Origin of the sequence: Thermaerobacter sp. FW80 (assembly GCF_004634385.1) — a bacterium.
Lineage (GTDB): Bacteria > Bacillota > Sulfobacillia > Thermaerobacterales > Thermaerobacteraceae > Thermaerobacter > Thermaerobacter composti.
In genome coordinates, this window is record NZ_CP037895.1 from 2,668,921 (window position 1) to 2,694,206 (window position 25,286).

Genomic DNA, 25,286 nt, shown 5'->3' on the forward strand with positions numbered 1-25,286 from the left:
CTCGTGCCGGCCTCCAACCGGGCGCCCGCCTGCTACCCTGTTGCCTCCGTGCCCCCCGTGCCGCATGATGAAGCCATGGAACACCTTGCCACCCACAGTAGATTAGGTTAGATTCGACGGCCTCCGGCTTCCCGTGGGGGGCGCGGGCTTCCGCGCCCCGGGGTCGGCTCGGCCCCATTCCGGAAGTGCACGCCCAGCCAGCGTAGGGCGGGGGGCCGGGGTGCACAGTAATGCTGGCGGCCGCGCCGACAGGAGGGTGACGATGGCACGCGACGTCTTCCTCGAGATCCATGAGCCTGCGCCCGTGCGCTGGCTGTTGGCCCATCCCCGGGCGGGCTGGTTGTGGCTCGTTCCCCGCCTGTGGCTGGGGTGGCAGTGGTTGCAGGCCGCCCTGGGCAAGCTGGGTGATCCCGCCTGGACAGGAGCCCAGGCCGGCGCGGCCCTGCAGGGTTTCATCCAGGGTGCCCTGCAGCGCGCCGGGGGTCCCCACCCCGAGGTGACGGGCTGGTACGCCCGCTTCCTCCGCGACGTGGTCTTGCCCAACGCCGCCTCGTGGGCCAAGTTGGTCGCCTACGGGGAGCTGCTGGTGGGCATCGCCCTGCTGGCCGGCATGCTCACGGGGATTGCGGCCTTCTTCGGGAGCTTCATGAACTTCAGCTTCATGCTGGCCGGCACGTCCAGCAGCAACCCGGTGATGTTCGCCGTCGCCACCGCCCTGGTGCTGGCCTGGCGGGTGGCGGGATGGATCGGTCTGGATCGGTGGCTGCTCCCCCTTCTCGGCACGCCGTGGCAGCCGGGGCGCGCCTTCCGGCGCTAGGAGCGGCCACCACGCCGCGTCGACGACCGCGGCGCCCGTGGCCCCACGGGGACCCTTGCCCTGCGGTTGCCGGCGGGGGGAGCGGAGGCTGGTCAGATTGCTGTTCGTCGCGCTCCTCCTGGCCGCGTGCACGTTGAGCGCGGCACTGTGCATCGAAGCCTTGGGCGCCCGTCTGAGAATCCGGCGCCTGGGCGACGCACCCATCGGCCATCGCCCGCACTGGCCACGGGTGTCCATCGTCGTGCCGGCCCACAACGAGGAAGCCCATCTGGAACCGGCCGTTCGCTCCCTCATGGCGCAGGACTACCCCGACCTCGAAATCGTGCTCGTGGACGACCGGTCCGAGGACCGGACCGGGGCGATGGTGGACGAACTCGCCCGCCGGGATCCCCGGATCCGGGCGCTCCACGTACGCGATCTTCCGCCGGGGTGGATGGGAAAGAACCACGCCATGTGGCTCGGGGCTCGAGCAGCCACGGGCGAGTGGCTCCTCTTCACTGACGCCGACGTCCACATGCACCCCGACACGGTCCGCCGCGCCGTGGATCACGCCCTTCGCCACGGACTCGACCACCTCACGGTGGCGCCCCTTCTCACGGTCCGCGGTCTGGTCCTCGCGGCCTGGGTCGGTCTCTTCACCCTGCTGTTCATCGCCTCGGAAAGACCCCATCGGGTCCGGGACCCAAGATGCAGCCACGGGGTCGGCGTCGGAGCGTTCAACCTGATTCGGCGCGCGGTGTACGAGGCCATCGGCACCCATCGTGCCATCGCGCTCCGTCCGGACGACGACCGGCAGCTGGGCCGGCAAGTGAAACGCCACGGCTACGCCCAGGAGCTGCTCGTCGGCGGGGAACGGATCCGCGTCGCCTGGTACCAGACGCTCGGAGAGGCGCTCCGCGGCATCGAGAAGAACACGCTTGCAGGGATGGACTACCGCTGGGACATCGCGCTGGTCGGGCTGGCTGCCGTCGCCCTGGCGATGCTGTTGCCATGGATCGCGCTGATCCTGGGCGCCGGGTGGATCCGGTGGACAGCCGCCGCCGCGATCATCGCCATCGCGGTCGGCTACCTGCTGGCAAACCCGCCCCCCTTGTGGCGCGGTCTTCTCGTCCTGCCGGTCGGGTCCGTGGTGCTGGTCTACGGTTTGGCGCGGGCGCTGGTGATCACCGCCCTCCGGGGCGGCATCTACTGGGGTGGCCGGTTCTTCCCCCTTGAGCAATTGCGGCAGAACACCACGCACAACGCCTCGTTGTGACGAACCGGCACCGCCCGAGGGAAGGCGGAGCCGGCGTCCAGGGATCGCCAGCAGCAAGATCCGATCGCCGATCCCGCTCGCGTCTCCACCCTCCCCGGAGGAGCGGTTTGCCCGCTAGCCCTCACCGGCTCGACCAGCTTCCCCTGTGACCCCCATCACCGACCGCACCCGTCCCTGGCGCTACGCTGGAACCGGACGGGCCCATGGCCTGCGAACAGGAGGAACCTGGCCCATGAACAAGCGCGACGTGTTGCAGCAGCTGGTCCGAGTGCGGTTGGCCGACGGCAGCAGTCCCCTGGCGGATGGCCGCATCCAGGACGTGCTCATCGAGATGCACGGCGAGCGGGCCCACGTGGCGATCCTGATCGATGAGAACTGGGACGGCGGCTCGCCGCCGGCCGACGCCCAGGAGCGCTTGCGGCAAGCGGTGCTGGCGATGCCGGGGGTCGCGTCGGTGCGCATCGTCCCGCGGCCGCGCCCCCGCGCCCGGGGCGTGACGGTCCCCGGCGCCGCGCCCGCTCCGGGGGGAGGGGACGCCCCGGCCCGCAAGCTGCCCGAGGGCCTGGCCGGCGCCCGCTTCGTCGCCGTGGCCAGCGGCAAGGGCGGCGTCGGCAAGTCCAGCGTCAGCGTCAACCTGGCGGTGGCCCTGGCCCGGCGCGGCCTGCGGGTGGCCATCCTGGATTGCGACATCTACGGCTTCAGCGTCCCCGCCTTGATCGGCCTGGAACGGTCGCCCGCCCTGGACGACAATCGCAAGGTCATTCCCGGTCACGGCCACGGCGTCGACGTCATGTCGATGGACTTCTTCGTCCAGAACAACAGCCCGGTGGTGTGGCGCGGGCCCATGCTGGGGAAGGCCCTGCGCCAGTTCCTGTTCGACACCGCGTGGAACCATCCCGACGTGGTGGTCCTGGACCTGCCCCCGGGCACGGGCGACATGGCCCTGGACGTGCAGCAGCAGTTCCCGCCCATGGACGTGCTCATCGTCACCACCCCCGACCCCTTCGCCGCCCGCGTGGCCGAGCGCGCGGGCTCCATGGCCGTGAAGATGGGCCACCGGGTGATGGGCGTGGTGGAGAACATGGCGTACCGGGAGTGCAGCGGCTGCGGGCGGCGCGAGTACCTGCTGGGCCGGGGAGGCGGCGACGCCGTGGCGGCGGCGCTGGGCACGCAGGTGCTGGCGCGCATCCCCATGGAACCCCCGCCGCCGGGCCTTCGCACCGACGGCCTGTTCCCGCCCGCATCGGCCGCGGGGCGCGCGTACGAGGAACTGGCCGCAACGGTGGCCGCACGACTGGGGTTGAACCGGCAGGACGCGGCGCGTCCCGCCGGGCGTTCCCGCTGACGGCTCGTCGACGGCTCGGGCCGCGGGCGTGGGCGGCTCGGGTCGGACGGAGGACCCTGCTCCCGTTCCACCTCGCGCGCGGGCCGGGGCCACCACCCCCGGCCCGCGCTGTACCGCGTTGCCCTCTCGTCGGGCGACCGACCTGCGGCAAATGCCTGTGCGGTGGAAGCGCCAACGCAGGTCCTCCGCCGGTTTGTGGATTGACCGGGCTGACGCCGTGAAACTGCGACGGCGCCGGCCATCCAGGCCGGCGCCGCGGTTCGCCAGGAGGCCATGAGGCAAGCTTCAGAGTCCCGTCCGAACCGCCCTACTCCTCCACCTGCAGCACCTGGATCAAGCCCAGCATGTTGCCGTGGGAGTCCTCGACGTGGGAGATGATGTGACAGTGCCAGACCCACGTCCCGGGACGGTCGAAGTTCACCAGCACGTCGTAGGTGTCGCCGGGCATCATGTCCAGGGTGTTCGCCTTGATCGGCTGGGGCAGCGGCTGGCCGTCCTTGGCGATGATGGTGAAGTCGGCCCCGTGCAGATGCATCGGGTGCACCAACTCGCCGATGTTCATGAGGCGGAAGCGCGCCGTCTCACCCAGCTTGAGTTTGATGACCGGCGTGTGGGGGAAGGACTTGCCGTTGATGACGTACCCCAGCTGACCGTCGCCGATCATCAGGCTGTATTCCTTGTCGTACTTCCAGGGTTCGGGCCCCTTGGGCTCGACGATGAACGTCCCGTACAGGCCCAAGCCCTTCTGCTTCATCGTGTTGAAGTGGGTGTGGTACATGTGGGTCCCCGCCGGCTTGGCCACGAATTCGTAGACGAACCGGCCCCCGGGCGGGATGGGGTCCTGGGTCACCATGGGCACGCCGTCCATCTTGTTGGGGACCGCCAACCCATGCCAATGGACCACCGTGGGCTCGGGCAGCTGGTTCTTCACGATGATCCGGACCCGGTCGCCCTCCTTCACTCGGATCTGGGGACCGGGCACCGTCCCGTTGAAGGTCCAGGCCTCGTACTCCTTGTCGCCCACCGACCACTTGACCGGCAGCGCCGTCAGCTCGAAGACCTTGACGCCGTCCTCCACCCGGTACTTGGCCAACTGCTGCCCCTCGGGCAGCGGCTGCTGGCCCTCGGAGCCCGTCCCCGCCGGGTAGATCGTGTAGTCCGCCGGCGCGGCCGTGCTCCCGGAGCCGTGGCCGGCCGCGGTCTGCCCCGTGCCCGCGGCGTCCCCGCTTCCGGCCGACGCACCGCCCCTCGCCGGGGCGGCCGGCGCCTGGCCGGATCCGAGGGCGCCCACCTGCGGGGCGACCGCCCAGACCACCAGGCCGACCACCACCGCCCCGGTCAGGAGCCACCATGCCTTGCGCTTCCGGTCCGTCTTGCCCCGCGTCATGGCGCACCGACCTCCCGGTGCCATGGTCGCAGAGCAAGCTGAGCGACGGTTGAGCGAAACCTGAGGGCCAGCTGAGAAAGGGGCTACGCCGGAGGAGCCGCGTCCCGGGGGTGCCGAGGCAGCGGATCGACGCTGGCGAGCGGATGCGACGGCCAAAGGCACCGCCCCGGGGTGCTGGCGTGCGCCATGGCCGCCAGTCGGCCGTGGCCGCGAGGCGTCGCGGCCCCCTGCTCGGGGACTACCGCACGAGCTGTACCGCCAAGAACACGACGATCAGGGCCAGAATGGCCGTCACCCGAGCCAGGCGGCCCGCCCTGCGGCGCAGTCGCTCGGGATCGCCGCCGGCGCGGGCCGCCCGCTCGACCGCCGGCCCGGCGACGAAGTCGTGCATGGCGGTGAGCAGCATCATCAGGGACACGGCGAGGAGCTTGGCGCCCAGGATCCGACCCCATGGCGTCTGAAAGAAGCTGCCGTCCATCACGTTGGCCAGGGTGGCTCCCCGAGCCGCCATCTGCACGGCGCCCGTGACGGCCAGGATGGCCAGGGCGGTCCACCCCACCACGCGGAAGCGGTGCCCCACGTCGGCGAAGAGCCGGGCGCGTACGTCGGCCGGGTATCGGCGCGACGCCGGCACCACCACCAGGCTGAGGAACAGGATGCCGCCGACCCAGACCATGGCCGCGAGGACGTGGACGAAGACCACGAGCTCATAGCCCCGCATGCCCGGTTCGCCCTCCCCCTGCACGAAGCGCGTCGGCTCTGGCGCCCAGCACGTCTCGGTCCCGGATGGACGGCGGGGCGCGGTCGCACGGCCCGCCCTGGCGTGCGGCGCCCGACCAGCCCCGCCCCGACGCTGTTCACCCACGCTACCGTACCACGCCGCCTCGGCCCAGCTGTGACGGCCATCACAGCCCCGTCTGCCCGGCCAGCGTACGCTGGCCCCAAAGCGCCGGTTGCCACCGTCGAAGGAGGGGGAGCCCCATGGTCCCACGGGATCCGGACGCGGCTGCGCGCATCCGCGCCCACCACGAGGCCATGATGCTCGCCGTGGACCAGCGCCAAGAGGCACTGATGGCCGCCGTGCGCCACGGCGAGCCGTATCGCCCCGCCCTGGCCGAACTGGCGCGCTACGCCCGGGAGGAGGTGCTGCGCCACGCGGCTGCCGAGGAGGCGACGTTGTACGTGGCGGCCACGGGCCGACCGGCGGGGCGGGCGATGGTGGCCGCCCTGACCGCTGAGCACGGCGCCATCCGCGCCGCCCTAGAGCGGCTCGAAGGCGCGCGCGATGCCCTCGAGGCCGTGGCCGCGGCCGCGGCGTTGGCCGCCCTCTTCAAGGGTCACGTCGCCAAGGAGAACGACGTGCTCTTGCCCATGCTCCTGGAAGAACCGGCCGTCGACCTGGCGGGGCTCCTCCAAGGGATGGAGGGACGCCTGGCGGCCCCCGACGCCACCGCTGACGGCGGCTGCCCTCAAACCCTCGACCCGGAGAGGGTGGGGCAGGACCCGGCCGCACGGACGGACGGGACGGAGTCGGGCGAACCGGTAGGGAGGGTCGGGCGAGCCGGCACGACGTCTACGGACTTGCCCAAGCCCACGGATCCGCCGGAAGGGGCGCCCGAGCTCGACGTGCGCGGCTACCCACCGGCCCAGCGCCACCCGGTGATCTTCGCAACGTTCCACGCCCTGGAACCCGGCCAGGCCTTCATCCTGGTCAACGACCACGATCCGAAGCCGCTCTACTACCAGTTCGCGGCGGAGCACGCCGGGCGGTTTGAATGGGAATACCTGGAGCGCGGTCCCGCGGCCTGGCGGGTTCGTATCGGCAAGGTCGCAAGCGGCGGCCAGCCTGACGCCCCAGGTGCCGGAGGGCCTGGTGGACTCCCCTAGGGCCCGAGAGGGCTGAGAACAGCTAACGCGCTGCTTATCATTTCTTGCCCAACGTCATCAAATCTTCGCATTCCCTCCCCTCTGCTCCTCGGTCGCCCTTTAACATGGAACATATGTTCTGGTATGCTGTCCTTGGATGATTTTGGGGGGCCTGCCCGTGCGTGTGTTGCAGGCGTACCGCTTCGCCCTGGACCCCACACCCCGCCAGCAGCGGGCGCTGGCCTCCCACGTGGGCGCCCGCCGCTTCGCCTTCAACTGGGGCCTCGCCCTGGTGAAGGAGCGCCTGGAAGCCCGCGCCCGGGGTGAAGACGTGGAAGTGCCATGGACCCTCGCCGCCTTGCGGCGGGAGTGGAACCGGCAAAAGCACGTCGTCGCCCCCTGGTGGCGGGCGAACTCGAAGGAAGCCTACGCCTCCGGGCTGGACGGGTTGGCCCGGGCCCTGCAGAACTGGTCCAAGAGCCGCCAGGGTGAACGCAAGGGCCGCCGGGTGGGGTTCCCCCGGTTCCGGAAGAAGGGCCGGGGGCGGGAGTCGCTGCGGTTCACCACCGGCGCGATCCGGGTGGACGACCAAAGCCACGTCGTGCTGCCCCGGATCGGGCGGGTGAAGACCCACGAGCGGACTACGGCCCTGCTCCGGCGCATCGAAGCGGGAACGGCCCGCATCCTGTCCGCCACGGTGTCACGGGAAGGGGGCCGATGGTTCGTCAGCTTCACCTGCGAGGTGGAGCGGCAACCGGGCCGCCCCCGGTTCCCCTGGAAAGTCGTCGGCGTCGATGCGGGCGTCCAGCACCTGGCGGTCCTTTCGACGGGCGAGAAGTGGCCGAACCCCCGGTCCCTTGAAAAGGCGCTCCGAAAGATCGCCCGGTGGAATCGCGCCCTGGCCCGGCGCCAGAAGGGCAGCCGGGGGTGGCAACAGGCCCGCCGCCGGCTGGCCCGGCTCTATGCGCGAGCCCGAAACCTCCGCCAGGATGCCCTTCACAAGCTGACCCACCACCTGGCGAGCACCTACGGCGTGGTGGTCGTCGAACAGCTGCACGTGGCGGGCATGATGAAGAACCGGCGGCTCGCCCGGGTGCTGGCCGATTCCGCCCTGGCGGCGATCCGCCGCCAGCTCCGCTACAAGTGCCCCTGGCACGGGGCGGTTCTGGTCGAAGCACCGCCCTTTTACCCGAGCAGCAAGCGGTGCTCCCGGTGCGGCGCGGTGAAAACATCGCTCCCGCTTTCGCAGCGCATCTTCCGCTGCGAGGAATGCGGGCTCGTGCTCGACCGGGACGAAAACGCGGCGCGGAATCTCGCGGCCCTGGTGGCCGCCGTCGCCGGGAGTGGCCCGGAGACGAAAAACGCCCGTGGACGGGATGGAAGACCTGCCGCAAGGCAGGCAATCCCGGAGGAAGCGGGAAGCCGGCACCGGCGCATGGCCGGGTAAGACCGGCACCGCCGATCCGCAAGGATCGGCTGCCTGAAAACAGATGACGATGTTTCAGGTAACGGGTCCGCGAGTCGGCCCGAACCTGGGGCGGTGACGTCCGTCACCGACGGCGGTCGAGGGCATGGCTATCATCGAGGTGGAGGTGAGTATCGTGATCTACGTGATCTGCGAACCCTGCATCGGGGTCAAGGACAAGTCTTGCATGGAGGTCTGCCCCGTCGACTGCATCTACGAGGGCGAAGACCAGTGCTACATCAACCCCGACGAGTGCATCGGCTGCAGCGCCTGCGCGGCCGTGTGCCCGGTGGAGGCCATCTACGACGAGGACGAGGTGCCGGAGCAGTGGAAGGACTACATCGAGAAGAACCGGCGGTTCTTCGAACAGTGAGCCACCGCCCGTGACCCACCCCCGACCCGTCGGCCGTGAAGGCCCGTGGCGGTCCCTGGGGGGCCATCCCCCGACGGGATCGAGCGGGATCGAGGCTGCAGGGCCCGCCTGCGTCCCAGTCCTGCGTACCTGCGGGTCGGTGGTGGCCCTCTGGCGGGACGGGCGGGCGGTAGAGCGTGGGCCCGCGCGGTCGCCCGGCGTGACGCCGGGCGACCGCGCGCGTTCTCCGCGCGTCGTCAAAGGGCCACGAACGGCACGGCGACCCCGCTGGCAATCCCGGCTTTCGACGCGGCGCCTGCTGGGTGCCGCCGCGCGGCGGGCCCGACCCCCTTCTGCCCCTGGTGGCCGATGCAGTCACCGCGCCGACGAATCCTCAGGGTGCGGTCAGGACCGCCTCAGCCGAAACTCAGGATCCTCCCCCAGCATCGGAAGTGAGCACCGCACCGCGCTCCGGACTCGACGCGACCCGGCCCACCCGCGTGCGGATTCCGGCGGGGCGGAGCGGTGCGCGACCTCCGAAAGGGGAGGGACCTCCCATGGCAGGTCCAGTGAGCGGCCTCCAGGGCCTCCCGGCACAGAGCAGGCGGCGTAGGCGCGGATTGCTGGCGCTGCTTCTGGCTCTCAGCATGGTGGCGGTGACGGCCTGCGGCAGCACCGCCGCCGGCGACGGCAACCCGGGGCAGGCGGGTTCGTCCGGTCCGGGTGCGGAGCAGGCCCAGCAGGTCGAACCGGCCCTCGCCGATGCCAAGGTGGTGGCCGCCGATCCGACGGCGGTACCGGAACCCGCGGGCAAGCGGCCGCCCAAGACGGTGCGCATCGACCTGGAGGCGGTGGAACTCGACGGCCAGCTGGCCGACGGCACCACGTACACCTACTGGACCTTCAACGGCCAGGTGCCCGGGCCCATGCTGCGGGTGCGGGTCGGCGACACGGTGGAGCTGCACCTGAAGAACGCGCCCGACAGCGGCCAGATCCACTCCATCGACCTGCACGCCGTGAACGGGCCGGGCGGCGGCGCGGTGGCGACCCAGGTCAAGCCCGGTGAGGAAAAGGTCTTCACCTGGAAGGCGCTCAACCCGGGCCTGTACATCTACCACTGCGCGTCGCCCCACATCCCGACCCACATCGCCAACGGAATGTACGGCCTGATCCTGGTGGAGCCGGAAGGCGGCCTGCCGCCCGTCGACAAGGAGTTCTACATCGTCCAGGGCGAGCTCTACACCGACCTGAAGCACGGCGAGAAAGGCCACGCGCGCTACGACTATGACGCCCTGCTGGACGAGGAGCCCAACTACGTGGTCTTCAACGGCGCCAGCGCCTACTGGACGGGCGAGCGGGCGATGAAGGCCAGGGTGGGCGACCGGATCCGGATCTTCGTCGGCAACGGCGGCCCGAACCTGATCTCCAGCTTCCACGTGATCGGCGAGGTCTTCGACGTGGTCCACGACCAGGGGGCCTCGGAGGCGGTGCACAACGTGCAGACCACGCTGATCCCGGCGGGCGGTGCGGCCTGGGTGGAGTTCACCGTCGACGTCCCGGGCACCTACACCCTGGTGGACCACTCCATCAGCCGCTCCATCGACAAGGGCGCCCTGGCCCAGATCGTGGTGGAGGGCGATCCCGACCCGGAGGTCTTCGACGCGCCGGCGACCAGCCCGGACACCCACTGAGGCCTCGCCCTCGGTCGAACCGCCGCCTGGGATGCGACGGCTCGTGCCGCCGGATCCCAGGCGGCGCCGGTCAGCCCCCCTCCCGCTCCCGCGAGCGCACCCGCCAGCGGCCGCCGGGGTCCTTGGTGATCAGTCCCTGGCGCTTGAACTCGCTGATCACCCGGCTCACGCTCTCGCGGGCGGCCCCCACCAGCGCGGCGATCTCCTGATGGGTCAGCTGGTCGCCCATGTGCTTGACCAGCACCTCCAGCACGCGGGTGCGCAGGTCGCGCCACACCAGGCTGCGGATGCGGTCCTGCAGGTAGCGGATCCGCTCTTCCTGGGCCATCAAGAGGGCCATGGCCAGGTCGCCGTGCTCGCGGACCAGGCCAAGGATGGCCTCCCGGGTGACCACCCCGACGACGCCGTCCTGGATCACCTCGGCCGTGGCCGGATAGCCTCCGCCGGTGAACAGCCCGACGGCGGGGAAGAGATCGCCAGGTCCCAGGAGGTGCATGATGTACTCGCGGCCGTCGTCGTCTACGGTGACGATCTTGACACGGCCGCTGCGGAGGAGGAACACGGCCTGCACCGGTTCCCCCTCGCGAAACAGCACCTCCCCGCTGCGGCACGCGCGCCAGCGCAGGTGTTCCGCCACCTTGGCGACCAGCTCGGCTGGAACCCGATCGAAGGGGTGGATGCGCTGGAGGGCCGTGACCACGGCCTCACGGGACCGGAAAGCGCCGCCGCCGGCCGGCGCACCGACACGATCCATGGCGATCCTCCCGAGGAGCCTCCCGTCCCCTGAGTTTTCTCCCCGCAGGCGCGTTCCTCCCCCATCCGCCCTGCAGGCACCGACCGACAGACCCAGGCACGCCAAGGGGGACCGCGACGTTCGGCTGACCCGTCATGGCATCGCCACCGCGGGGACCGGCTGGAACCGCCGGCCACGCCCTCGGCCGGCGGGTGCGATGGGGGTCCGTCGGGGACGCCGGGTCGAGCCGCCCCGACGGACCGGCACGCCCGTGGACGGGGTCTGTGACCGTGGCTACTGCAAGCCAGGACCGATGCGGCACAATGGATGCGACACAAGGGTGCGAGGCGAGGACGTCAGAGGTGAGCACGATGCCGCGGGAGTCGGAGGGGAGCACCCGATCGCGGGAGGAGGCGAAGCAAGCCGCTGCAGGCCGGCGCGGCGCCGAACGACCCGACGGGACGTCGGCCGCCGGCGGCCGACGGTCTCCCGGCCCCCGGCCAACCGCACCGACGGAGGGCGCCGCGGCCCGCGCGCGGGCAGACCGCCGCTGGCCGTGGCGACCGTTCTTCGATCTGGCCGTGGCCGCGGCGTTGGTGCCCGGCTTCCTCCTGGGCGGCCTGATGGCCGCCGCCGCGTGGCGGCGCTGGTCATGGGTCCATGCCTACCCCGCCCTGGCCCAAGCCCACGGCCACGCGCAGCTGGTCGGCTGGGGCGGCGCCCTGATCCTTGGCGTGGCCTTGCAGTTCCTGCCGCGGCTGAGAGGGAGTGCCCTGGTGCAGCCCGACCGGGTGCCCCTCTGGTTCGGCGCGCTGGCCGCCGGCCTGGGGATGCGCGTCGGCGGACAGGCGCTGGCCGCGCTGGTGCCGGCCGCGGCGCCCGGGGGCCTGGGCATCCTGGCGGCCGGGGCGGTCCTGGAGCTCTTGGCAGCGGCCGGCCTGCTGACCCTGCTGGCCCGCAGTCTCGCAGCCGGTCCCCCCCTCGGGCAGAAGAAGGCCTTCGGGCAGGTGGTCCCGCTGTTCGCCGTCGCCGCGGCCAGCCTCCTGGCGGCGCTGGCCCTGTGGGCGGGGGCGGCGCTGTCCACCGTGACCCCGGCCGGCATCGGCTTCGGACTGGGGTCCGGCGTCCGTCACGCGGGAGGGGCCGTCCCGGATGGGTCCGTCGCCGCGGGGAGGGGCGGCATGCCGGGTGCCGCCGTCGGTGCTGCCGTGGCCGCCACCCTGCCCGCTCCCGTCGATGCCGCGGCGGTGCGCCTGGCCTTGTTCGGCTTCATCGGCGCCACCTCGGTGGCCATGTCGGCCCGCCTCTTCGGCCTGTTCTTCCGCGTCCAACCGGCTCGCGTGCCGCTCCTGGGTGCCGCGGCGGGAGCCTTCGGGACGGCGTCGGTGCTCGACGCCGTCCCGGGCGCCATGGCGCTGGTCAGCGGCCGAGGGGCGCCGCCCGCGTGGGGGGCGCTGGCCGACCTCGCCTGGGGAACGGCCCTGCTGCTGGGCACCGGCGCGGTACGGATCTTCGAGCGGCGGCTCCCGTTCCCCGGAGACAAGGGCCGGTACCGGGTGTGGCGCGATCCCACGGCGGTGGCAGCCCTCTTGGCCTACGTCTGGGCGGTGGTGGCGGCCGCCGTCCTCGTCGTCCGCGGACTCGACGGCCTCGGCATCCGCCTGACCCCCGCGACCCCGCCCGCCGACGCCGCCCTGCACGCCGTCGGAGCCGGCTTCATGACCCTGCTCATCATGGCGGTGGCCCCCACCATGCTGCCCGGCTTCGGCGGGGGGCGGCTGCGCGACCCCGGCCTGGTGGCGGCGGCCGTCGCCCTGGCCGGCCTGGCCGCCCTCTTGCGGGTGGCTCCGGGCTTGATCCAGGCGGTGGAGGGGCGGGCACCCGCCTGGAGCACCGGGGCGATGGCCGTGGCGGGCGCCGCCGGTGCCCTGGCGGTCGTCCTGCTGGTGGTGACGCTGTGGAGGAGCTGGCGGATCCGTTACCTGAAACATCGTCATCTGTTTTCAGGCAGCCGATCCTTGCGGATCGGCGGTGCCGGTCTTACCCAGCGATGAGCCGGCGCCGGCTTCCCGCTTCCTCCGGGATCGCCTGCCTTGCGGCAGGTCTTCCATCCCGTCCACGGGCGTTTTTCGTCTCCGGGCCACTCCCGGCGACGGCGGCCACCAGGGCCGCGAGATTCCGGGCCGCGTTTTCGTCCCGGTCGAGCACGAGCCCGCATTCCTCACAGCGGAAGGTGCGCTGCGAAAGCGGCAGCGACGGCTTGACCGCACCGCACCGCGAGCAACGCTTGCTGCTGGGATAGAAGGGCGGCGCTTCGACCAGGACCGCCCCGTGCCAGGGGCACTTGTAGCTGAGCTGGCGGCGGATTTCCGCCAGGGCCGCATCCGCCAGCACCCGGGCCAGCCGCCGGTTCTTCAGCATGCCCGCCACGTGCAGCTGTTCGACGACCACCACACCGTAGGTGCTCGCCAGGTGGTGGGTCAGCTTGTGAAGGGCATCCTGGCGGAGGTTTCGGGCTCGCGCATGGAGCCGGGCCAGCCGGCGGCGGGCCTTTTGCCACCCCCGGCTGCCCTTCTGCCGGCGGGCCAGGGCGCGGCTGGACCGGGTGATCTTTCGGAGGACTTTTTCAAGGGACCGAGGGTTCGGCCACTTCTCGCCCGTCGAAAGGACCGCCAGGTGCTTCACCCCCGCATCCACGCCCACCACCCGCCCGGGGAACCGGGGGCGGCCCGGTTGCCGCTCCACCTCGCAGGTGAAGCTGACGAACCATCGGCCCCCTTCCCGGGCGACCGTGGCGGACAGGATGCGGGCCGTTCCCGCTTCGATGCGCCGGAGCAGGGCCGTGGTCGGCTCGTGGGTCTTCACCCGCCCGATCCGGGGCAGGACCACGTGGCTTTGGTCGTCCACCCGGATCGCGCCGGTGGTGAACCGCACCGATTCCCGCCCTCGGCCCTTCTTCCGAAAACGCGGGAATCCAACCCGGCGGCCCTTGCGTTCACCCTGGCGGCTCTTCGACCAGTTCTGCAGGGCCCGGGCGAGTCCGTCCAGACCGGAGGAATAGGCCTCCTTCGAGTTCTCCCGCCACCAGGGCGCGACGCGGTGCTTTTGCCGGTTCCACTCCCGCCGCAAGGCGGGGAGGGTCCAGGGCACCTCCACATCCTCGCCCCGGGCGCGGGCTTCCAGGCGCTCCTTCACCAGGGCGAGGCCCCAGTTGAAGGCGAAGCGGCGGGCGCCCACGTGGGAGGCCAGCGCCCGTTCCTGGCGGGGTGTGGGGTCCAGGGCGAAGCGGTACGCCTGCAACACACGCATGGGGAAGCCCCCAAGATCATCCAAGGACATCGTACCAGAACATCTGTTCTCAGACAACGAGCCGGCCGAGGAGGGAAGGAGATGCGAAGATTTGATGACATTGGACGAGAAACGATAGGAAACGCACTAGCTGTTATCAACCCCGCAGGCCACCGGCAGGCCGAGCGGCCTTGAGCCGACCGCGACGTGCGACGATCGAACGGCCGTCCGGACACGGCTTCACGGCTCGAGCGGTCCGTCGGGACCCCACCCGACCTTCCCGCCTCCCCCCGGCCTTCCGGCCTCCCACCCGGCCTTCTCGCCTCCCACCCGGCCTTCCCGCCCTCCCTTCGATCCGGACGCCCGGGCGCCGCCCCTCACCCACCCCCGGCTCGCCCGTGGGCACCTGCTACCCCGACGGACGCACCTTCTACCCCGACGACCGCGGCATCCAATACCGGGGCCCAGCGCAGGGCGCGCCACAGGAACCCCGCCGCCAGGACCAGCGCCACCCCCTCCGCCAGCAGGCCGTGGCCGGACTGGGCCAGCGTCACGGCGCCCGCATTGACGGCGAAGTGGACGCCCACCGCCGCCGCCCACAGGATGGCCCGGCCGCGCACCCACGCGGCCGCCACCAGCACGCTGAGCCCCACGTGCAGTGCCAGGGCCGCCACCCGTTCCACGAAGGCCAGCGCGGGCGCCGCGAACCCGCCCGCCAGGACGGCCTCCCGGGCCTGGCGGAGTCCGGCCGCCGCCTCGGGAGGCAACCCGAAGGGCGCCCCAGGCCGGTCCCCACCGGCCGGGCCGCCCATGCCCTCGGCCCACGGCAACAGCCACAGGGCGATCGCCGTCGCCAGCAGGCTGAGCCCGACCAGGACCGCGGACTCGAAGCCGCCGTGGCCGAGGCCCATGGCCACGGCATCGGCGGCCCGCGGCCGCCGCACCACCAGCCGGTAGGCCACGTACCGCCCCGTCTCCTCCCACAGGGCGGCCGTCAGCGAGGCGAGCAGCGCCGTGGCCGCCACGCCCCATCGCGCCGTGGCCCAGGCGTTGAAGGCCGGCAGCCACGGCAAGCGCAGCAGGCCTTGAAAGACCAGGAAGGTGGCAGCCCCGATCAGCGCCACCCGGGCGCGCCACCCCCAGCGGCGATGGCCCACCCAGAACACGACGGCGGGGAGCAGGATGGCCCCCGCCCCCGCCAGCCCGTACATCAGCGCGATCGCGCGCAGCCGATCGTCCACCGCGGTACCCCCCGTGGACCGCCTTGGACCTCCATCCCTCCGCGACGCGGCGGAGGCTGCGGAGCCTCCGCGACCCCATCCCGAGCCGCCGGGACCGCTTCCACCCCGGTCGACCCCGTCGAACCGCGGTCCCGACCCGTCAACCCAGGTTGACCCAGACGCTCTTCACCTCGGTGTAGTGCTCCAGGGCGTACCGCCCCATCTCCCGCCCGATGCCGCTCTGCTTGAACCCGCCCCAGGGGCTGGTGGCGTCCAGCAGGTTGTAGCCGTTGATCCACACCGTCCCCGCCTTGAGGCGGTGGGCCACCTTGATAGCCTTGGCCACGTCCCGCGTCCAGATCCCCGCCGCCAGCCCGTAGGGCGTGTCGTTGGCCCGGCGCACCACCTCGTCCAGGCTCTCGAAGGGCAGCACCGTCAGGACCGGCCCGAAGATCTCCTCCCGGGCGATGGTCATGTCGTCCCGGCCCAGGAACACCGTGGGTTTGACGAAATAGCCCGGCCCCGCCTCGGGGTTCGGCTCGCCACCCACCAGAAGCTCCGCCCCCTCGGCGCGGCCCCTTTCGATGTAGCCCAGCACCCGCTCCATGTGGGTGCGGCTGATCAGGGGCCCCATCTGGGTCATGGGGTCGATGCCCGGCCCCTGGCGCAGGCGGCCCGCCCGCTCAGCGATGGCCCCGACCACCCGATCGAAGTGCTCCTTGTGGACGAACAGGCGAGAGCCGGCGCAGCACACCTCGCCCTGGTTGAAGAAGATGCCCATCATCGCTCCGGCCACGGCGCTGTCCAGATCCGCGTCCGGGAAGACGATGTTAGGGGACTTGCCGCCCAGCTCCAGGGTGACCCGCTTGAAGTCCCGGGCCGCCGCCGTCATGATCTTGCGGCCGACGGCCGGTGAGCCGGTGAAGGAGATCTTGTCGACCCCCGGATGCTCCACCAGCGCCCGGCCGGCCGGCTCGCCGTAGCCCGGCAGGACGTTGACCGTCCCCGGGGGGAAGCCGGCCTGGCGCACCAGCTCCGCCAGCCGCAGGGCCGTCAGGGGCGTCAGCTCGCTGGGCTTGAGCACCACCGTGTTCCCCGCGGCCAGAGCCGGCGCCAGCTTCCAGGAGGCGATCAGCAGGGGGAAGTTCCAGGGCACGATGGCCCCCACCACCCCCACCGGCTCCCGTCGCGTGTAGGCCAGGTACTCGCCGGGGAAGGACACGGGCAGCGTCTCCCCCGTCCACTTGGTGGCCCAGCCGGCGAAGTAGCGGAAGTGCTCGACGGCCAGGGGCACGTCGGCCATGGTGGTCTCCGTGACCGGCTTGCCGGTGTTGAGGGACTCCAACTGGGCGAACTCCTGGGCGTTCTCCTCCACAAGGTCGGCCAGCTTCCAGAGGAGCCGCCCGCGCTCCGCCGGGGGCAGCTTGCCCCAGCTGCCTTCCAGCGCCCGCCGGGCCGCCTGGACGGCCAGGTCCACGTCCTCCTCCCCCGCCTCGGCCACCTCGGCCAGCGGCTCGCCCGTCGCGGGGTCGGTCACCGTCAGGTAGCGGCCCGAGCGGGGCTCCTGCCACCGCCCGCCGATGAAGAGCGGCTTGGGCGAGCTCAGCCACTGCCGCAGGGCTGGAGCCACGAAGGGAAGCTCCAGGGTCTGCGACCGGGACGAACCCGGCCCGCCGGCCCCGGCGGTGCCGGCCTCCCCCGGTACGGCCCGCGGGTCGGCGGCGGCTGCACCCGCGGCCGGGGACGCGGGTGCGGGCTCCGCCTGGACCCCCGCGTGCGCTCGGAACGTCCTGGCGGCAGCGCCCCCGGTGCCGGGGCCCCTGGCCGCGACCTCGCCGGCCGCAGCGCCCCCGGACGCACCCCTCGCCGACGCCGCCGCGCCTTCGGGGCCGGTGCCGCCCGCCGGCGGCACCGGCCCCCCGCGCTCCTGAGAGCTCATGCGCCGGACCCTCCTCCGCCGCCCGCAGCCGGGCCCCCTTGGGCCCGCGCCTCGGCTCGTCCTGGGCCGCTTCCCGTGGTCGCCGCCGGCCCCGCGGGGCTCCCCGTGGCGGCCGGCGGTCCCCCCGCCGGATCGCCGGCGGCCGCGCCGGGTTCGTCCGGATCGCGGGTTGCCTCCTCCACCTGGTCGGCGGCCAGCCGGTAGACCTCGGCCAGGGACTTGCCCCGGGCCTGCTCGATCCGCCGGGCCCGCAGGCTGAACTGCTTGATGGCGTAGTCGATGAACTCCTTCTGGTCCACCTCGAAGGGGTGCTGGTCACCGTAGGCCGCGTAGATCTCGTGGGTCACGCCCAGGGCGTAGGGCAAGAGGTGGTTGAGCCGGCGGTCGATGACGTGCCAGATGGCGTCGTCCGCCGCCACCAGCCGCTGCAGCAGGAAGACGCCGTAGGCCAGGTGCCGGGATTCGTCCCGCTGGAAGTTGCGGATGCCCTGGATGAACCCGGGCATGACGCCCTGGCGCTGCAGGGTCCGGTAGAAGGCGTAGTAGCCCGTCTCGGCCAGCACGCCCTCGACGATCAGGTTGTAGGTCACCGACGCCTCCGCCTGGGCCGCCGGCGACGGGTCGTCCAGCAGGCGGTGCATCGCCCGGGGCAGCTCCTCGTAGAAGATCTTGCGATAGCTCGGCGTGTGGTAGTGGTGCAGGTCCGCCCCCGCGACCCCCGCCACCTCGTCGAGGAACCGGCGCATGAACTCGGTGTGCTTCGCCTCCTCCCAGAGGAAGGTGGTCAGGAACATCTCCTCCTCCAGCCGGCCCTCGCGGGCGATGACCATGATCAGGGGCAGCAGGTCGAGGGTGACCGACTCCTCCCCGGCGGCGAACAGGGCGACCAGGCGCAGCAGCGCGTCTTTCTGGGCGTCGTTGAGGAGCTTCCAGTCCTCCTTGTCCTGGCTGAGGTCGATGGACCGCGGGTCCCAGGTGCCGAACCGCTTCGCCTTGTGGTAGAGCCGCATGGGCGGCAGGTCGTGGTTCAGGCCCCGGCCGCTGGTGGTGACGAAGGCGTTGTGGCGCGCCTCCACCGTCCCCGGGCGCCCGCCCGCCGCTCCGGACGTCGCCGCACCGGACATGGGCATCCCCTCCCGCTCGTGTCGTTCTCGCCGCGATCCGGCCGACGGATCGCCGGCGAGGGTCCACCCCCCAGGGACCCCCCGAAGGCTCGGAAGAGCCGTCGCAGGCGGCGGGTCGCCGGACCGCCCGGCGCCCTGTCGCGGCACCGGCATCGAGGACCCGCCCTCGGTCGTCTCCTGGAGCCCATCCGGGTCAGCCTGCCACCCGGCGCGCCCCGGGACCGGGCGCCCCCCTCAGGCGTCGGGGATCAGCACCACCTTGGTGGCCTCCCGGCTGTCGAACATGCGGTACCCCTCCACCGCCTCGGTCAGGGGCAGCCGGTGGCTGATGATGACCTCCGGGTCGATCCGGCCGCCGGCCACCAGGGCCAGGGTGGCGTCGATGTCGCGGTGGATGTTGGCCAGGCCGATGCGGAAGGCGATGTCCCGGGTCAAGCTGGTGGCCAGGGGGAAGGCGAAGCTCTCGACGGTGGTGACGCCCACGGCGACGATCCGCCCGCCGCCCCGCACCAGCTCGAAGGCCAGGGCGACGGTCTTCGGCCCGCCCACCGCCTCGATGACCACGTCGGCCCCGAGACCCCCCGTCAGCTTGTTGACCTGGGCCACGGGGTTCGTCTCGCTGGCCACGACGGGCACGGCCCCCAGCCGCTCGGCCAGCTCCGCCCGGTCCCGCAGGAGGTCGATGGCCAGCACCCGCGCGGCTCCCTGGGCGAAGGCGCTCTGGACGGCCATCAGGCCGACGGGCCCGCAGCCGATGACGGCCACCGTCTCGCCCGGCTGGAGGTGGGCGTTGCGGACGGCGCCGTAGGCCGTGGTCAGGATGTCGCCGCAGAACAGGGCCTGTTCGTCGCTGAGTTCCTCGGGGATCGGCCGCAGGTTGACGTCGGCGTGGGGCACCCGGACGAACTCGGCCTGGGAGCCGGCCAGGTTGCCGAAGGCCACGCCGTAGCCGAAGACGCCGTACTCCCGGCACTGGTTGTAGGCGCCCTTGCGGCACATGGCGCAGTGGCCGCAGGCGGTGTGGAAGGTCCCCACCACCCGGTCGCCGGCCCGGAAGGCGCGGACGGCGGGGCCGGCCTCCACCACCACGCCGGTGAACTCGTGGCCGCAGACGAAACCCGGCACCATGCCGGGGATGTGCCCGTGGTAGATGTGCAGGTCCGAGCCGCAGATGGCGCAGCGGGTGACCTTGACGATGGCGTCGTCGGGCTGCTGGATCGCGGGCTCGGGCACCTCCTCGAGGGCCACCTGGCCCACGCCGCGGTACGTGACCGCCTTCATCTCAGGCCCCTCCTCGCTCGGCCGCAACTCCTCCTGCCCCGCCGGGCCGCGGCCGCGACCTCGCGCCCGCCCCGTCGCGGCCGCCGGCCCCTGGACCGCACCCCGTCGCCACTCGACGGCATGCCGCCCGCCCCGCCGGCGGATCCGCCGGCACGGCCCGCGCCGTGCTGGCGACCGTGTGGCGCCGCGGCCGCGTGACGGCTGGCGCCGCGTCCCGCGGCGGCCCCGCGGGGCCCGGCGGCCGCATGGTGCCGACGGCCGCCGTCATACCCGAGGGCCATCGGCGCCGCGACCGCGTGGGGCCCGGCGGCTGCGTCCCACCGGCGTACGCGTGGTGCCCGACGGCCGCAGGCGCCGGCGGCCGCGTGGCGCGGCCGGGCCGCCGCATCCCGCGGCCTCAGGCCACCCCCTCGGGGAACTCGGTCTCCACCTGCTGGGCGGAGTTGACCAGCTCCTTGGCGGCGATGACGTACCCCGAGAGCACCCCCATGTCGCCCTTGAGGATCTTGAGCTTGCCGCGCATCATGGCCGCCAGCGGATCCAGCTCGCCGTCCATCACCTGCTTCCAGGTGTAGGCGTCGGCGCTGATGACGTAGGGCACGTTCTCCAGGTCCGCCTTCGTCCCGACCCGAGCATCGCGGCACTCGCCCTTGTACAGGTCGAGGATGATGGCCCGCTCCTCCTCGATGCCCAAGGACGGATCGGCCTCAAGGACGAAGGCCAGGGGCCACTCCCAGGTGCGGGCGGCCTCGCGGTAGTTGGCGTTGGCGTTGATGCGCTCCTTGTAGGCCTTTGCCCACTCCTCGGTGAAGGCCTGGTATGCCATGGGCCCGTCCCTCCCTTGCAGTGGTGCCGGTTCGTCCCCATCCAACCCGGCATGGTCGCGTTGGCACCGGGCGTGCCACTGCGGTCCCGCCATGGCGCGCTCAGTCGCTGCGTCCCTCGCTCCCTCTGCCGGAGGAACCGGCCGCGGGCGGGCACCCGGCCACCGCGGCCACCTGGGCCACCAGGTCGTCGGCTACCTCCGGCCGTAACACCCCCTTCGCGATGTAGAGCAGGAACGCGTCGGCGATGGCCTCGGGCGGCAGCGGGCCGTCCCGCCGGTACCAGACCGTGACCCAGTTCATCGCGCCGAAGCCGAAGAGGCGCAGCAGGCGCAGGTCCACGCCCCCCTGGAAGAGGCCCGCCTCCGCCCCCGCTTCCAGCGTACGGGCCCACAGGGCCTCGTAGGCATCCCGCGCCGCCACCGCCCGCTCGGCTGCCGCGGGACTGAGGTAGCGGCTCTCCTGGAGGATCACGGCGACGAAGTCCTGGTGGTCAAGGCACGCCAGCAGGTGCGCCCGCAAGCCGGCCCAGATCCGCTGCGCCACCGTCGGCGCGGCTGCCATGGCCGCCTCCACCCGCCGGTGGACCACCTCGATCCCGTGCAGCACCACCTCGAGCAGCAGCTGGTCCTTGTTGCTGAAGTGGTAGTACAGCGCGGCCGGCGTCACGCCCAGGGTTGCCGCCAGGTCCCGCATGGTGGTGGCGGGGTAGCCCTGGCGGGCGAAGAGCCGGGCCGCCTGGTGGAGGATGGTCTCGCGCTGCGGAGCGACGATCTTGTTCTGTGCCAACGGTGTCCCCCCGGATCGGTGCGGATTGCCCTCGGTGACCGGCTTGACGCCCCTGAGCGTCGACTGAACGTTCATTAAGCGACTCGTCGAGGCATCCTTCGCCGCGGCGCGGCCGTCTCCTGCCGCGGCAGCTTCCGGCCGGGGCCCGGGACTCGATATGATGCGGACGGTCGGGGCACTCGGAAGGAGCGGTGGCGCGGCGGTGGAGAATGGGGAGGTCGCCGGATGCCGTGGGTGCCCCGGCTGGGGGTCGCCGCGCGCCAACACCGAACCCCGCCGCCCCGCACGGTCCGGGCCATGCGCCCGACGGGGACGACGCCACCGGGAGGGCAGGGACATGGAAACCACCGCTGCGCCGGCAACGAACGGTCCCGTTGGGGTCATCGTCCTGGCGGCCGGGCAGGGCCGCCGCATGGGCAGGCTGAAACAGCTGCTCCCTCTGGGCGGCCGTCGGATCGTGGACTGGGTGGTGGCGGCAGCGAGCGGTGCCCGGATCGGTCCGGTGGTCGCCGTGCTCCACCCGGCCGTAGCGGCCGCGGGCGTCCCCAGGACGCCCCACCCGGCGGTGCACCCCGTGGTCAACCCATGGCCGGAGGACGGCCAGGCCCGGTCCCTGCGCCTCGGCCTTCGGAGCTTGTTGCAGGTCGAGCCGGCGCTGGTGGCCGCCGTCGTCATGCTCGGCGACCAGCCGTTCATCACGCCGGAGGTGGTGAGGGGGCTGGTGCAGGCGTTCCTCGCGGCACCCCACGGGCCTGCGGGTCCCCTGGCCGCCCGGCCGGTCTGGGACGGGGTGCCCGGGCACCCGGTCCTGCTCGCCCGCGGCTTGTTCCCGGAGGTCTTGCGGCTCCAAGGGGACGCGGGCGCACAGCCCTTGCTGGCGCGGCACCGGTCCCGGGTGCTGCACTGGCCGGCACCCGGTCCCGAGGTGATCCGTGACCTGGACACCTGGGCAGACTATGCGGCCGCCTGCCGATCCCGGACCGGCTCGAACCGCCCGCCGACGCGGCCGGACGCTCCCCCGACGTGGGCGGGCCCAGCGGCCGCCGGCCACTCGATTGCGGACCCGCCGTCCCCGGACGCAGTCCCCGACGGCGCCCCCACGCCCCGCAATCCACGGCCCGGCCCCGGCGGCAGGCCGGGAGCCGGGAAGGAGGCCCGCACGTGACGCCACCCCCTCCCGACCGTCCACAAGGCCCGTCGCGTCGATGGCACGCCCTGGCGCCGACCCCCCCGCGGGATGAGACCCTGTGGACCGGCCTCGTGCTCCTCCTCTTCGGTCTCGCGGCATGGGCCACCGGGGTCCCCTGGCTGTTCGCCCCGGCGCCCTTGCTGGTGTTCCTGGCATACCTGGCCCGGGCCCGCCTGATCTATCTGCTCGGGCCCGAGCACATGGTGATCCAGACCCTGGCCGGCCGGCGCACGGTTCCCTACGGAACGATCCGCCGGGCCGAATACCTTGAGCTCGGTGGCGGACTCCGGCTCCTGGCGACCTTCGCGCCGGGGTACGCCGTCGGCTGGTTCTACCTCAGCGGCATCGGGCGTCAACAGGTGCTGGGCAGCACCGACCGAGGGCCCGCCGTGCGATTGCACCTGATCCGGGGCACCGTGATCATCACGCCCCAGGATCCCGTGGCCGCCCTCTCCCTGCTGGACGAACGCGGCATCCCCGTGGAGGCACCCCGATGGGTGCTGCGGGAGATCCGCCGCCGACGGCGCTCGTGACCGCGCCACCGAGACCGCAGCCGCACCCCCGGCCCGGGCCGCCCCCTCGCGTCGCAAAGCCGCCGCGAGGCTGCGAATATGTTCTCGTGAAGTGCCCCTGGACGCCCGCCAGCCGGGACGGCCGGTGCTGACGGCACCCTCCGGCGGGACGTCCCGGCGTCGAAGGCCTCGACGGAAGGCTTGGCGTGGCGACGCGCACGGGGTGCCACGCACGGGACCAGCAAGGACGCCCTTCAAGACTGCGGTTCGCGGGGGAGCCTGGACAGGACGCTGGGGGCGATGGGGTTGCGACCGCCACTTCCTTAACGACCGTTCGGTGGAACGGGTCGTCCGGAGAGCGAGGGGGGTTCCACGGTCATGGCCACCCAAACCCCGCGGGAGGCGCCCGCCCAGGCGGGCCGGCGGCTCGACCTGTCGGCGCCCTGGTGGTCCTCGCCGCGGTGGCAGGAGGAGAAACGGCGCATCCGAGGGGAGCTGGCCGCCCTGGAGGCCCGCATCACGCCGCGCCGGCGCTTGCGGGCGGTGATCCGGACCCTGGCGCGCCACGGCCTGCTGCGCCTGATGCAGGATCGGCGCGCCGCCGCGCCATCGGCCGGCGACGCCTCCCACGGCCGCCATCCCCACCGCGACCCCGACCGACGCCTGCGCCAGATCGGTCGCCGCCTGCGCCTGGCCTTCCAGGAGCTCGGCCCGGCCTTCATCAAACTGGGACAGGTGCTGGTGACCCGGCAGGAGCTCCTGCCCGACCCCATCACCGCGGAGCTGGCGCAGCTGCTCGACCGGGTGCCGCCCATGCCCTTCCCGTACCTGGCCGTCGTCCTCGACGAGGAGCTGCCCGACGGGCTGCAGACCTTCGCCTGGATCGACCCTGAACCCATCGGCTCGGCCTCCCTGGCCCAGGTCTACCGCGCCCAGCTTCGCGACGGGCGCCGCTGCGCCGTCAAGGTGATCCGGCCGCTGGTCGACAAGCTGTTCCAGACGGACATCGCCAACATCGCCAGGCTGGCGCGGCGCCTGCAGCGGCTGCTCCCACCGGCGGTCGCCGCCTCGTCCGACCTCCCCGGCCTGATCCGCGACTACTACAGCAGCGTGCAGAGCGAGCTGGACATGCGCATCGAAGCCCGCAACACCCGGGAAGGCCGCGAGCTGGTGGAGGAGTTCGGCACCCTGGCGGTGCCGGAGGTCTACCTGGCCACGCGGCGGGTGCTCGTCACCGAGTACGTGGACGGCTGGAACATCAAGGACTTCCCGGTGGACTTCTTCACCTTCGAAGAGCGCTTCGAGCGCATGATCGACCTGGCCCACCTCTACATCAAGGAGTTCCTCAACGGTCGCTACCATGCCGACCCCCACGGGTCGAACCTGATAGTCTGGCGCCACAGCAAGAAGGTCTACGTCATCGACTGGGGCATGGTCGGGCGCATGGACGCCCTCCACACCGAGGCGATCTTCCGGCACCTCCTGCACATCCGCCTCAATCAGGCGGAAGACGCCGCCGAGGTGATGCTGGACGTCTTCGAGCCCACCCCCTACACCGACGTGGGCCGGCTCAAGGACCAACTGCGCTCGCTCTACATCCGCTACGTCGACACGGAACAGGCGGGGCCCCACAACTGGGGCCATCTGCTGGTGGAAGAGATCCGCATCGCTATGGACAACCACTGTCGCATCCCCACCGGCCTCTCCCTCTGGGCCAAGGGCTGGTCCGCGGCGGAGGGGACGGCCCGCTGGCTCTGCCCGGAGATCAGCTACCACACGGTCGTGGAGTCGGCCGACGTCCAGATCCTGCGGCGCCTCCTCGCCCGCCGCTTCAACTACCGGGCCAACGCCGCCTGGATCGCCGAGGCCTCGGAGCTCGTGGCCACGCTGCCGCGGCGGCTGAACAAGATCCTGGAGCGGGCGGCGTGGAACGACTTCAAGTTGCCGGTGGAAGGGAGGCTCAGCGAACAGGCCACCCGGAACCTGAACCGGATGGTCAACCGGGCCACCCTGGGCCTGATCTCGGGCAGCTTCTTCCTGGGCTCCGCCCTGCTGGCGGCCCTGGGCGGCGGCGCCCTGGACCGGATTCCAGGGCTGGCGGCGGTGACCACCACCGCGCTGTGGGGATCCCTGGGGGTTGGCGTCTACACCGTCTGGCGCGTGTTGCGGTCGAACAAGGCCTGAAAAGCCAAGCGGGAGGGGTGAAGGA

The 25,286-nt window shown here is 72.3% G+C and carries 21 protein-coding genes; 11 read left to right on the forward strand and 10 right to left on the reverse strand.

Annotation, left to right across the window (positions count from 1 at the left end):
* Nucleotides 1–262: 262 nt before the first annotated feature.
* The 3 genes from E1B22_RS11085 (at nucleotide 263) to E1B22_RS11095 (ending at nucleotide 3,417) form a co-directional block, all read left to right on the forward strand.
* Nucleotides 263–817 (forward strand): DoxX family membrane protein, encoded by a 555-nt coding sequence (locus E1B22_RS11085; RefSeq protein ID WP_135225696.1) that lies wholly within the window; start codon nucleotides 263–265, stop codon nucleotides 815–817.
* Nucleotides 818–914: 97 nt separating this feature from the next.
* Nucleotides 915–2,072 (forward strand): glycosyltransferase family 2 protein, encoded by a 1,158-nt coding sequence (locus E1B22_RS11090; protein ID WP_243123389.1) that lies wholly within the window; start codon nucleotides 915–917, stop codon nucleotides 2,070–2,072.
* 232 nt (nucleotides 2,073–2,304) lie between these two features.
* Nucleotides 2,305–3,417, forward strand: coding sequence for an Mrp/NBP35 family ATP-binding protein (locus tag E1B22_RS11095; RefSeq protein ID WP_135225697.1), 1,113 nt, complete (start codon nucleotides 2,305–2,307; stop codon nucleotides 3,415–3,417).
* A gap of 307 nt (nucleotides 3,418–3,724) precedes the next feature.
* On the opposite strand, the gene E1B22_RS11100 is transcribed toward E1B22_RS11095, so the two are convergent.
* Nucleotides 3,725–4,804, reverse strand: coding sequence for a multicopper oxidase family protein (locus tag E1B22_RS11100; RefSeq protein WP_135225698.1), 1,080 nt, complete (start codon nucleotides 4,802–4,804; stop codon nucleotides 3,725–3,727).
* Between the two features lie 238 nt (nucleotides 4,805–5,042).
* Nucleotides 5,043–5,525, reverse strand: a complete 483-nt coding sequence (locus E1B22_RS11105; RefSeq protein WP_135225699.1) for a CopD family protein — start codon at nucleotides 5,523–5,525, stop codon at nucleotides 5,043–5,045.
* A 260-nt stretch (nucleotides 5,526–5,785) separates the two neighbouring features.
* Between E1B22_RS11105 and E1B22_RS14140 the strand changes: the two genes are divergently transcribed.
* The 4 genes from E1B22_RS14140 (at nucleotide 5,786) to nirK (ending at nucleotide 10,178) form a co-directional block, all read left to right on the forward strand.
* Nucleotides 5,786–6,691 (forward strand): DUF2249 domain-containing protein, encoded by a 906-nt coding sequence (locus tag E1B22_RS14140; RefSeq protein ID WP_135225700.1) that lies wholly within the window; start codon nucleotides 5,786–5,788, stop codon nucleotides 6,689–6,691.
* 157 nt (nucleotides 6,692–6,848) lie between these two features.
* Nucleotides 6,849–8,117, forward strand: coding sequence for an IS607 family element RNA-guided endonuclease TnpB (tnpB, locus tag E1B22_RS11115; RefSeq protein ID WP_135225701.1), 1,269 nt, complete (start codon nucleotides 6,849–6,851; stop codon nucleotides 8,115–8,117).
* A gap of 124 nt (nucleotides 8,118–8,241) precedes the next feature.
* Nucleotides 8,242–8,508: a 4Fe-4S binding protein gene (locus E1B22_RS11120; RefSeq protein ID WP_243123391.1), complete on the forward strand. Its 267-nt coding sequence runs from the start codon at nucleotides 8,242–8,244 to the stop codon at nucleotides 8,506–8,508.
* Between the two features lie 536 nt (nucleotides 8,509–9,044).
* Nucleotides 9,045–10,178, forward strand: a complete 1,134-nt coding sequence (nirK, locus tag E1B22_RS11125) for a copper-containing nitrite reductase (RefSeq protein ID WP_135225702.1) — start codon at nucleotides 9,045–9,047, stop codon at nucleotides 10,176–10,178.
* Between the two features lie 70 nt (nucleotides 10,179–10,248).
* Here the strand turns inward: nirK and E1B22_RS11130 are convergent, their stop codons facing one another.
* Nucleotides 10,249–10,932, reverse strand: a complete 684-nt coding sequence (locus E1B22_RS11130) for a Crp/Fnr family transcriptional regulator (RefSeq protein ID WP_135225703.1) — start codon at nucleotides 10,930–10,932, stop codon at nucleotides 10,249–10,251.
* Between the two features lie 350 nt (nucleotides 10,933–11,282).
* Here E1B22_RS11130 and E1B22_RS11135 point away from each other — a divergent pair, with 350 nt between their 5' ends.
* A complete protein-coding gene (locus tag E1B22_RS11135) occupies nucleotides 11,283–12,965 on the forward strand; it encodes a hypothetical protein (protein WP_243123882.1) in 1,683 nt (560 codons plus the stop codon).
* Here E1B22_RS11135 and tnpB (E1B22_RS11140) read toward each other — a convergent pair.
* The 7 genes from tnpB (E1B22_RS11140) to E1B22_RS11170 all read right to left on the reverse strand — a co-directional run bounded on the left by tnpB (E1B22_RS11140) (nucleotide 12,952) and on the right by E1B22_RS11170 (nucleotide 21,376).
* The gene (tnpB, locus tag E1B22_RS11140) at nucleotides 12,952–14,220 is read right to left on the reverse strand and encodes an IS607 family element RNA-guided endonuclease TnpB (RefSeq protein WP_135225704.1); all 1,269 of its coding nucleotides are present in this window, start codon (nucleotides 14,218–14,220) and stop codon (nucleotides 12,952–12,954) included. The two genes, E1B22_RS11135 and tnpB (E1B22_RS11140), sit on opposite strands and share 14 nt — an antisense overlap.
* Before the next feature lie 356 nt (nucleotides 14,221–14,576).
* Nucleotides 14,577–15,440, reverse strand: a complete 864-nt coding sequence (locus E1B22_RS11145) for a YhfC family glutamic-type intramembrane protease (RefSeq protein WP_135225705.1) — start codon at nucleotides 15,438–15,440, stop codon at nucleotides 14,577–14,579.
* A 139-nt stretch (nucleotides 15,441–15,579) separates the two neighbouring features.
* Nucleotides 15,580–17,358, reverse strand: a complete 1,779-nt coding sequence (locus tag E1B22_RS11150) for an aldehyde dehydrogenase family protein (protein ID WP_243123393.1) — start codon at nucleotides 17,356–17,358, stop codon at nucleotides 15,580–15,582.
* On the reverse strand, nucleotides 17,355–18,482 hold the full coding sequence (locus tag E1B22_RS11155) for a R2-like ligand-binding oxidase (protein WP_243123394.1): 1,128 nt from the start codon (nucleotides 18,480–18,482) through the stop codon (nucleotides 17,355–17,357). The genes E1B22_RS11150 and E1B22_RS11155 overlap by 4 nt, the downstream gene beginning before the upstream one ends.
* Nucleotides 18,483–18,716: 234 nt before the next feature.
* Entirely contained in the window at nucleotides 18,717–19,763 is a 1,047-nt protein-coding gene (locus E1B22_RS11160) for an alcohol dehydrogenase family protein (protein WP_135225706.1), read from the reverse strand.
* A 397-nt stretch (nucleotides 19,764–20,160) separates the two neighbouring features.
* Entirely contained in the window at nucleotides 20,161–20,589 is a 429-nt protein-coding gene (locus E1B22_RS11165; protein WP_135225707.1) for an SCP2 sterol-binding domain-containing protein, read from the reverse strand.
* A gap of 100 nt (nucleotides 20,590–20,689) precedes the next feature.
* Nucleotides 20,690–21,376 carry a TetR/AcrR family transcriptional regulator gene (locus E1B22_RS11170; protein WP_135225708.1) on the reverse strand — a complete coding sequence of 229 codons (687 nt, stop codon included), beginning with the start codon at nucleotides 21,374–21,376 and terminating at the stop codon, nucleotides 20,690–20,692.
* A 337-nt stretch (nucleotides 21,377–21,713) separates the two neighbouring features.
* Between E1B22_RS11170 and E1B22_RS11175 the strand changes: the two genes are divergently transcribed.
* The 3 genes from E1B22_RS11175 (at nucleotide 21,714) to E1B22_RS11185 (ending at nucleotide 25,261) form a co-directional block, all read left to right on the forward strand.
* Nucleotides 21,714–22,541 (forward strand): NTP transferase domain-containing protein, encoded by an 828-nt coding sequence (locus E1B22_RS11175; RefSeq protein WP_135225709.1) that lies wholly within the window; start codon nucleotides 21,714–21,716, stop codon nucleotides 22,539–22,541.
* Nucleotides 22,538–23,098 carry a PH domain-containing protein gene (locus tag E1B22_RS11180; protein WP_135225710.1) on the forward strand — a complete coding sequence of 187 codons (561 nt, stop codon included), beginning with the start codon at nucleotides 22,538–22,540 and terminating at the stop codon, nucleotides 23,096–23,098. Before E1B22_RS11175 ends, E1B22_RS11180 begins: the two co-directional genes overlap by 4 nt.
* A gap of 357 nt (nucleotides 23,099–23,455) precedes the next feature.
* Nucleotides 23,456–25,261: an AarF/ABC1/UbiB kinase family protein gene (locus tag E1B22_RS11185; protein WP_135225711.1), complete on the forward strand. Its 1,806-nt coding sequence runs from the start codon at nucleotides 23,456–23,458 to the stop codon at nucleotides 25,259–25,261.
* The last annotated feature ends 25 nt before the right edge of the window (nucleotides 25,262–25,286 follow it).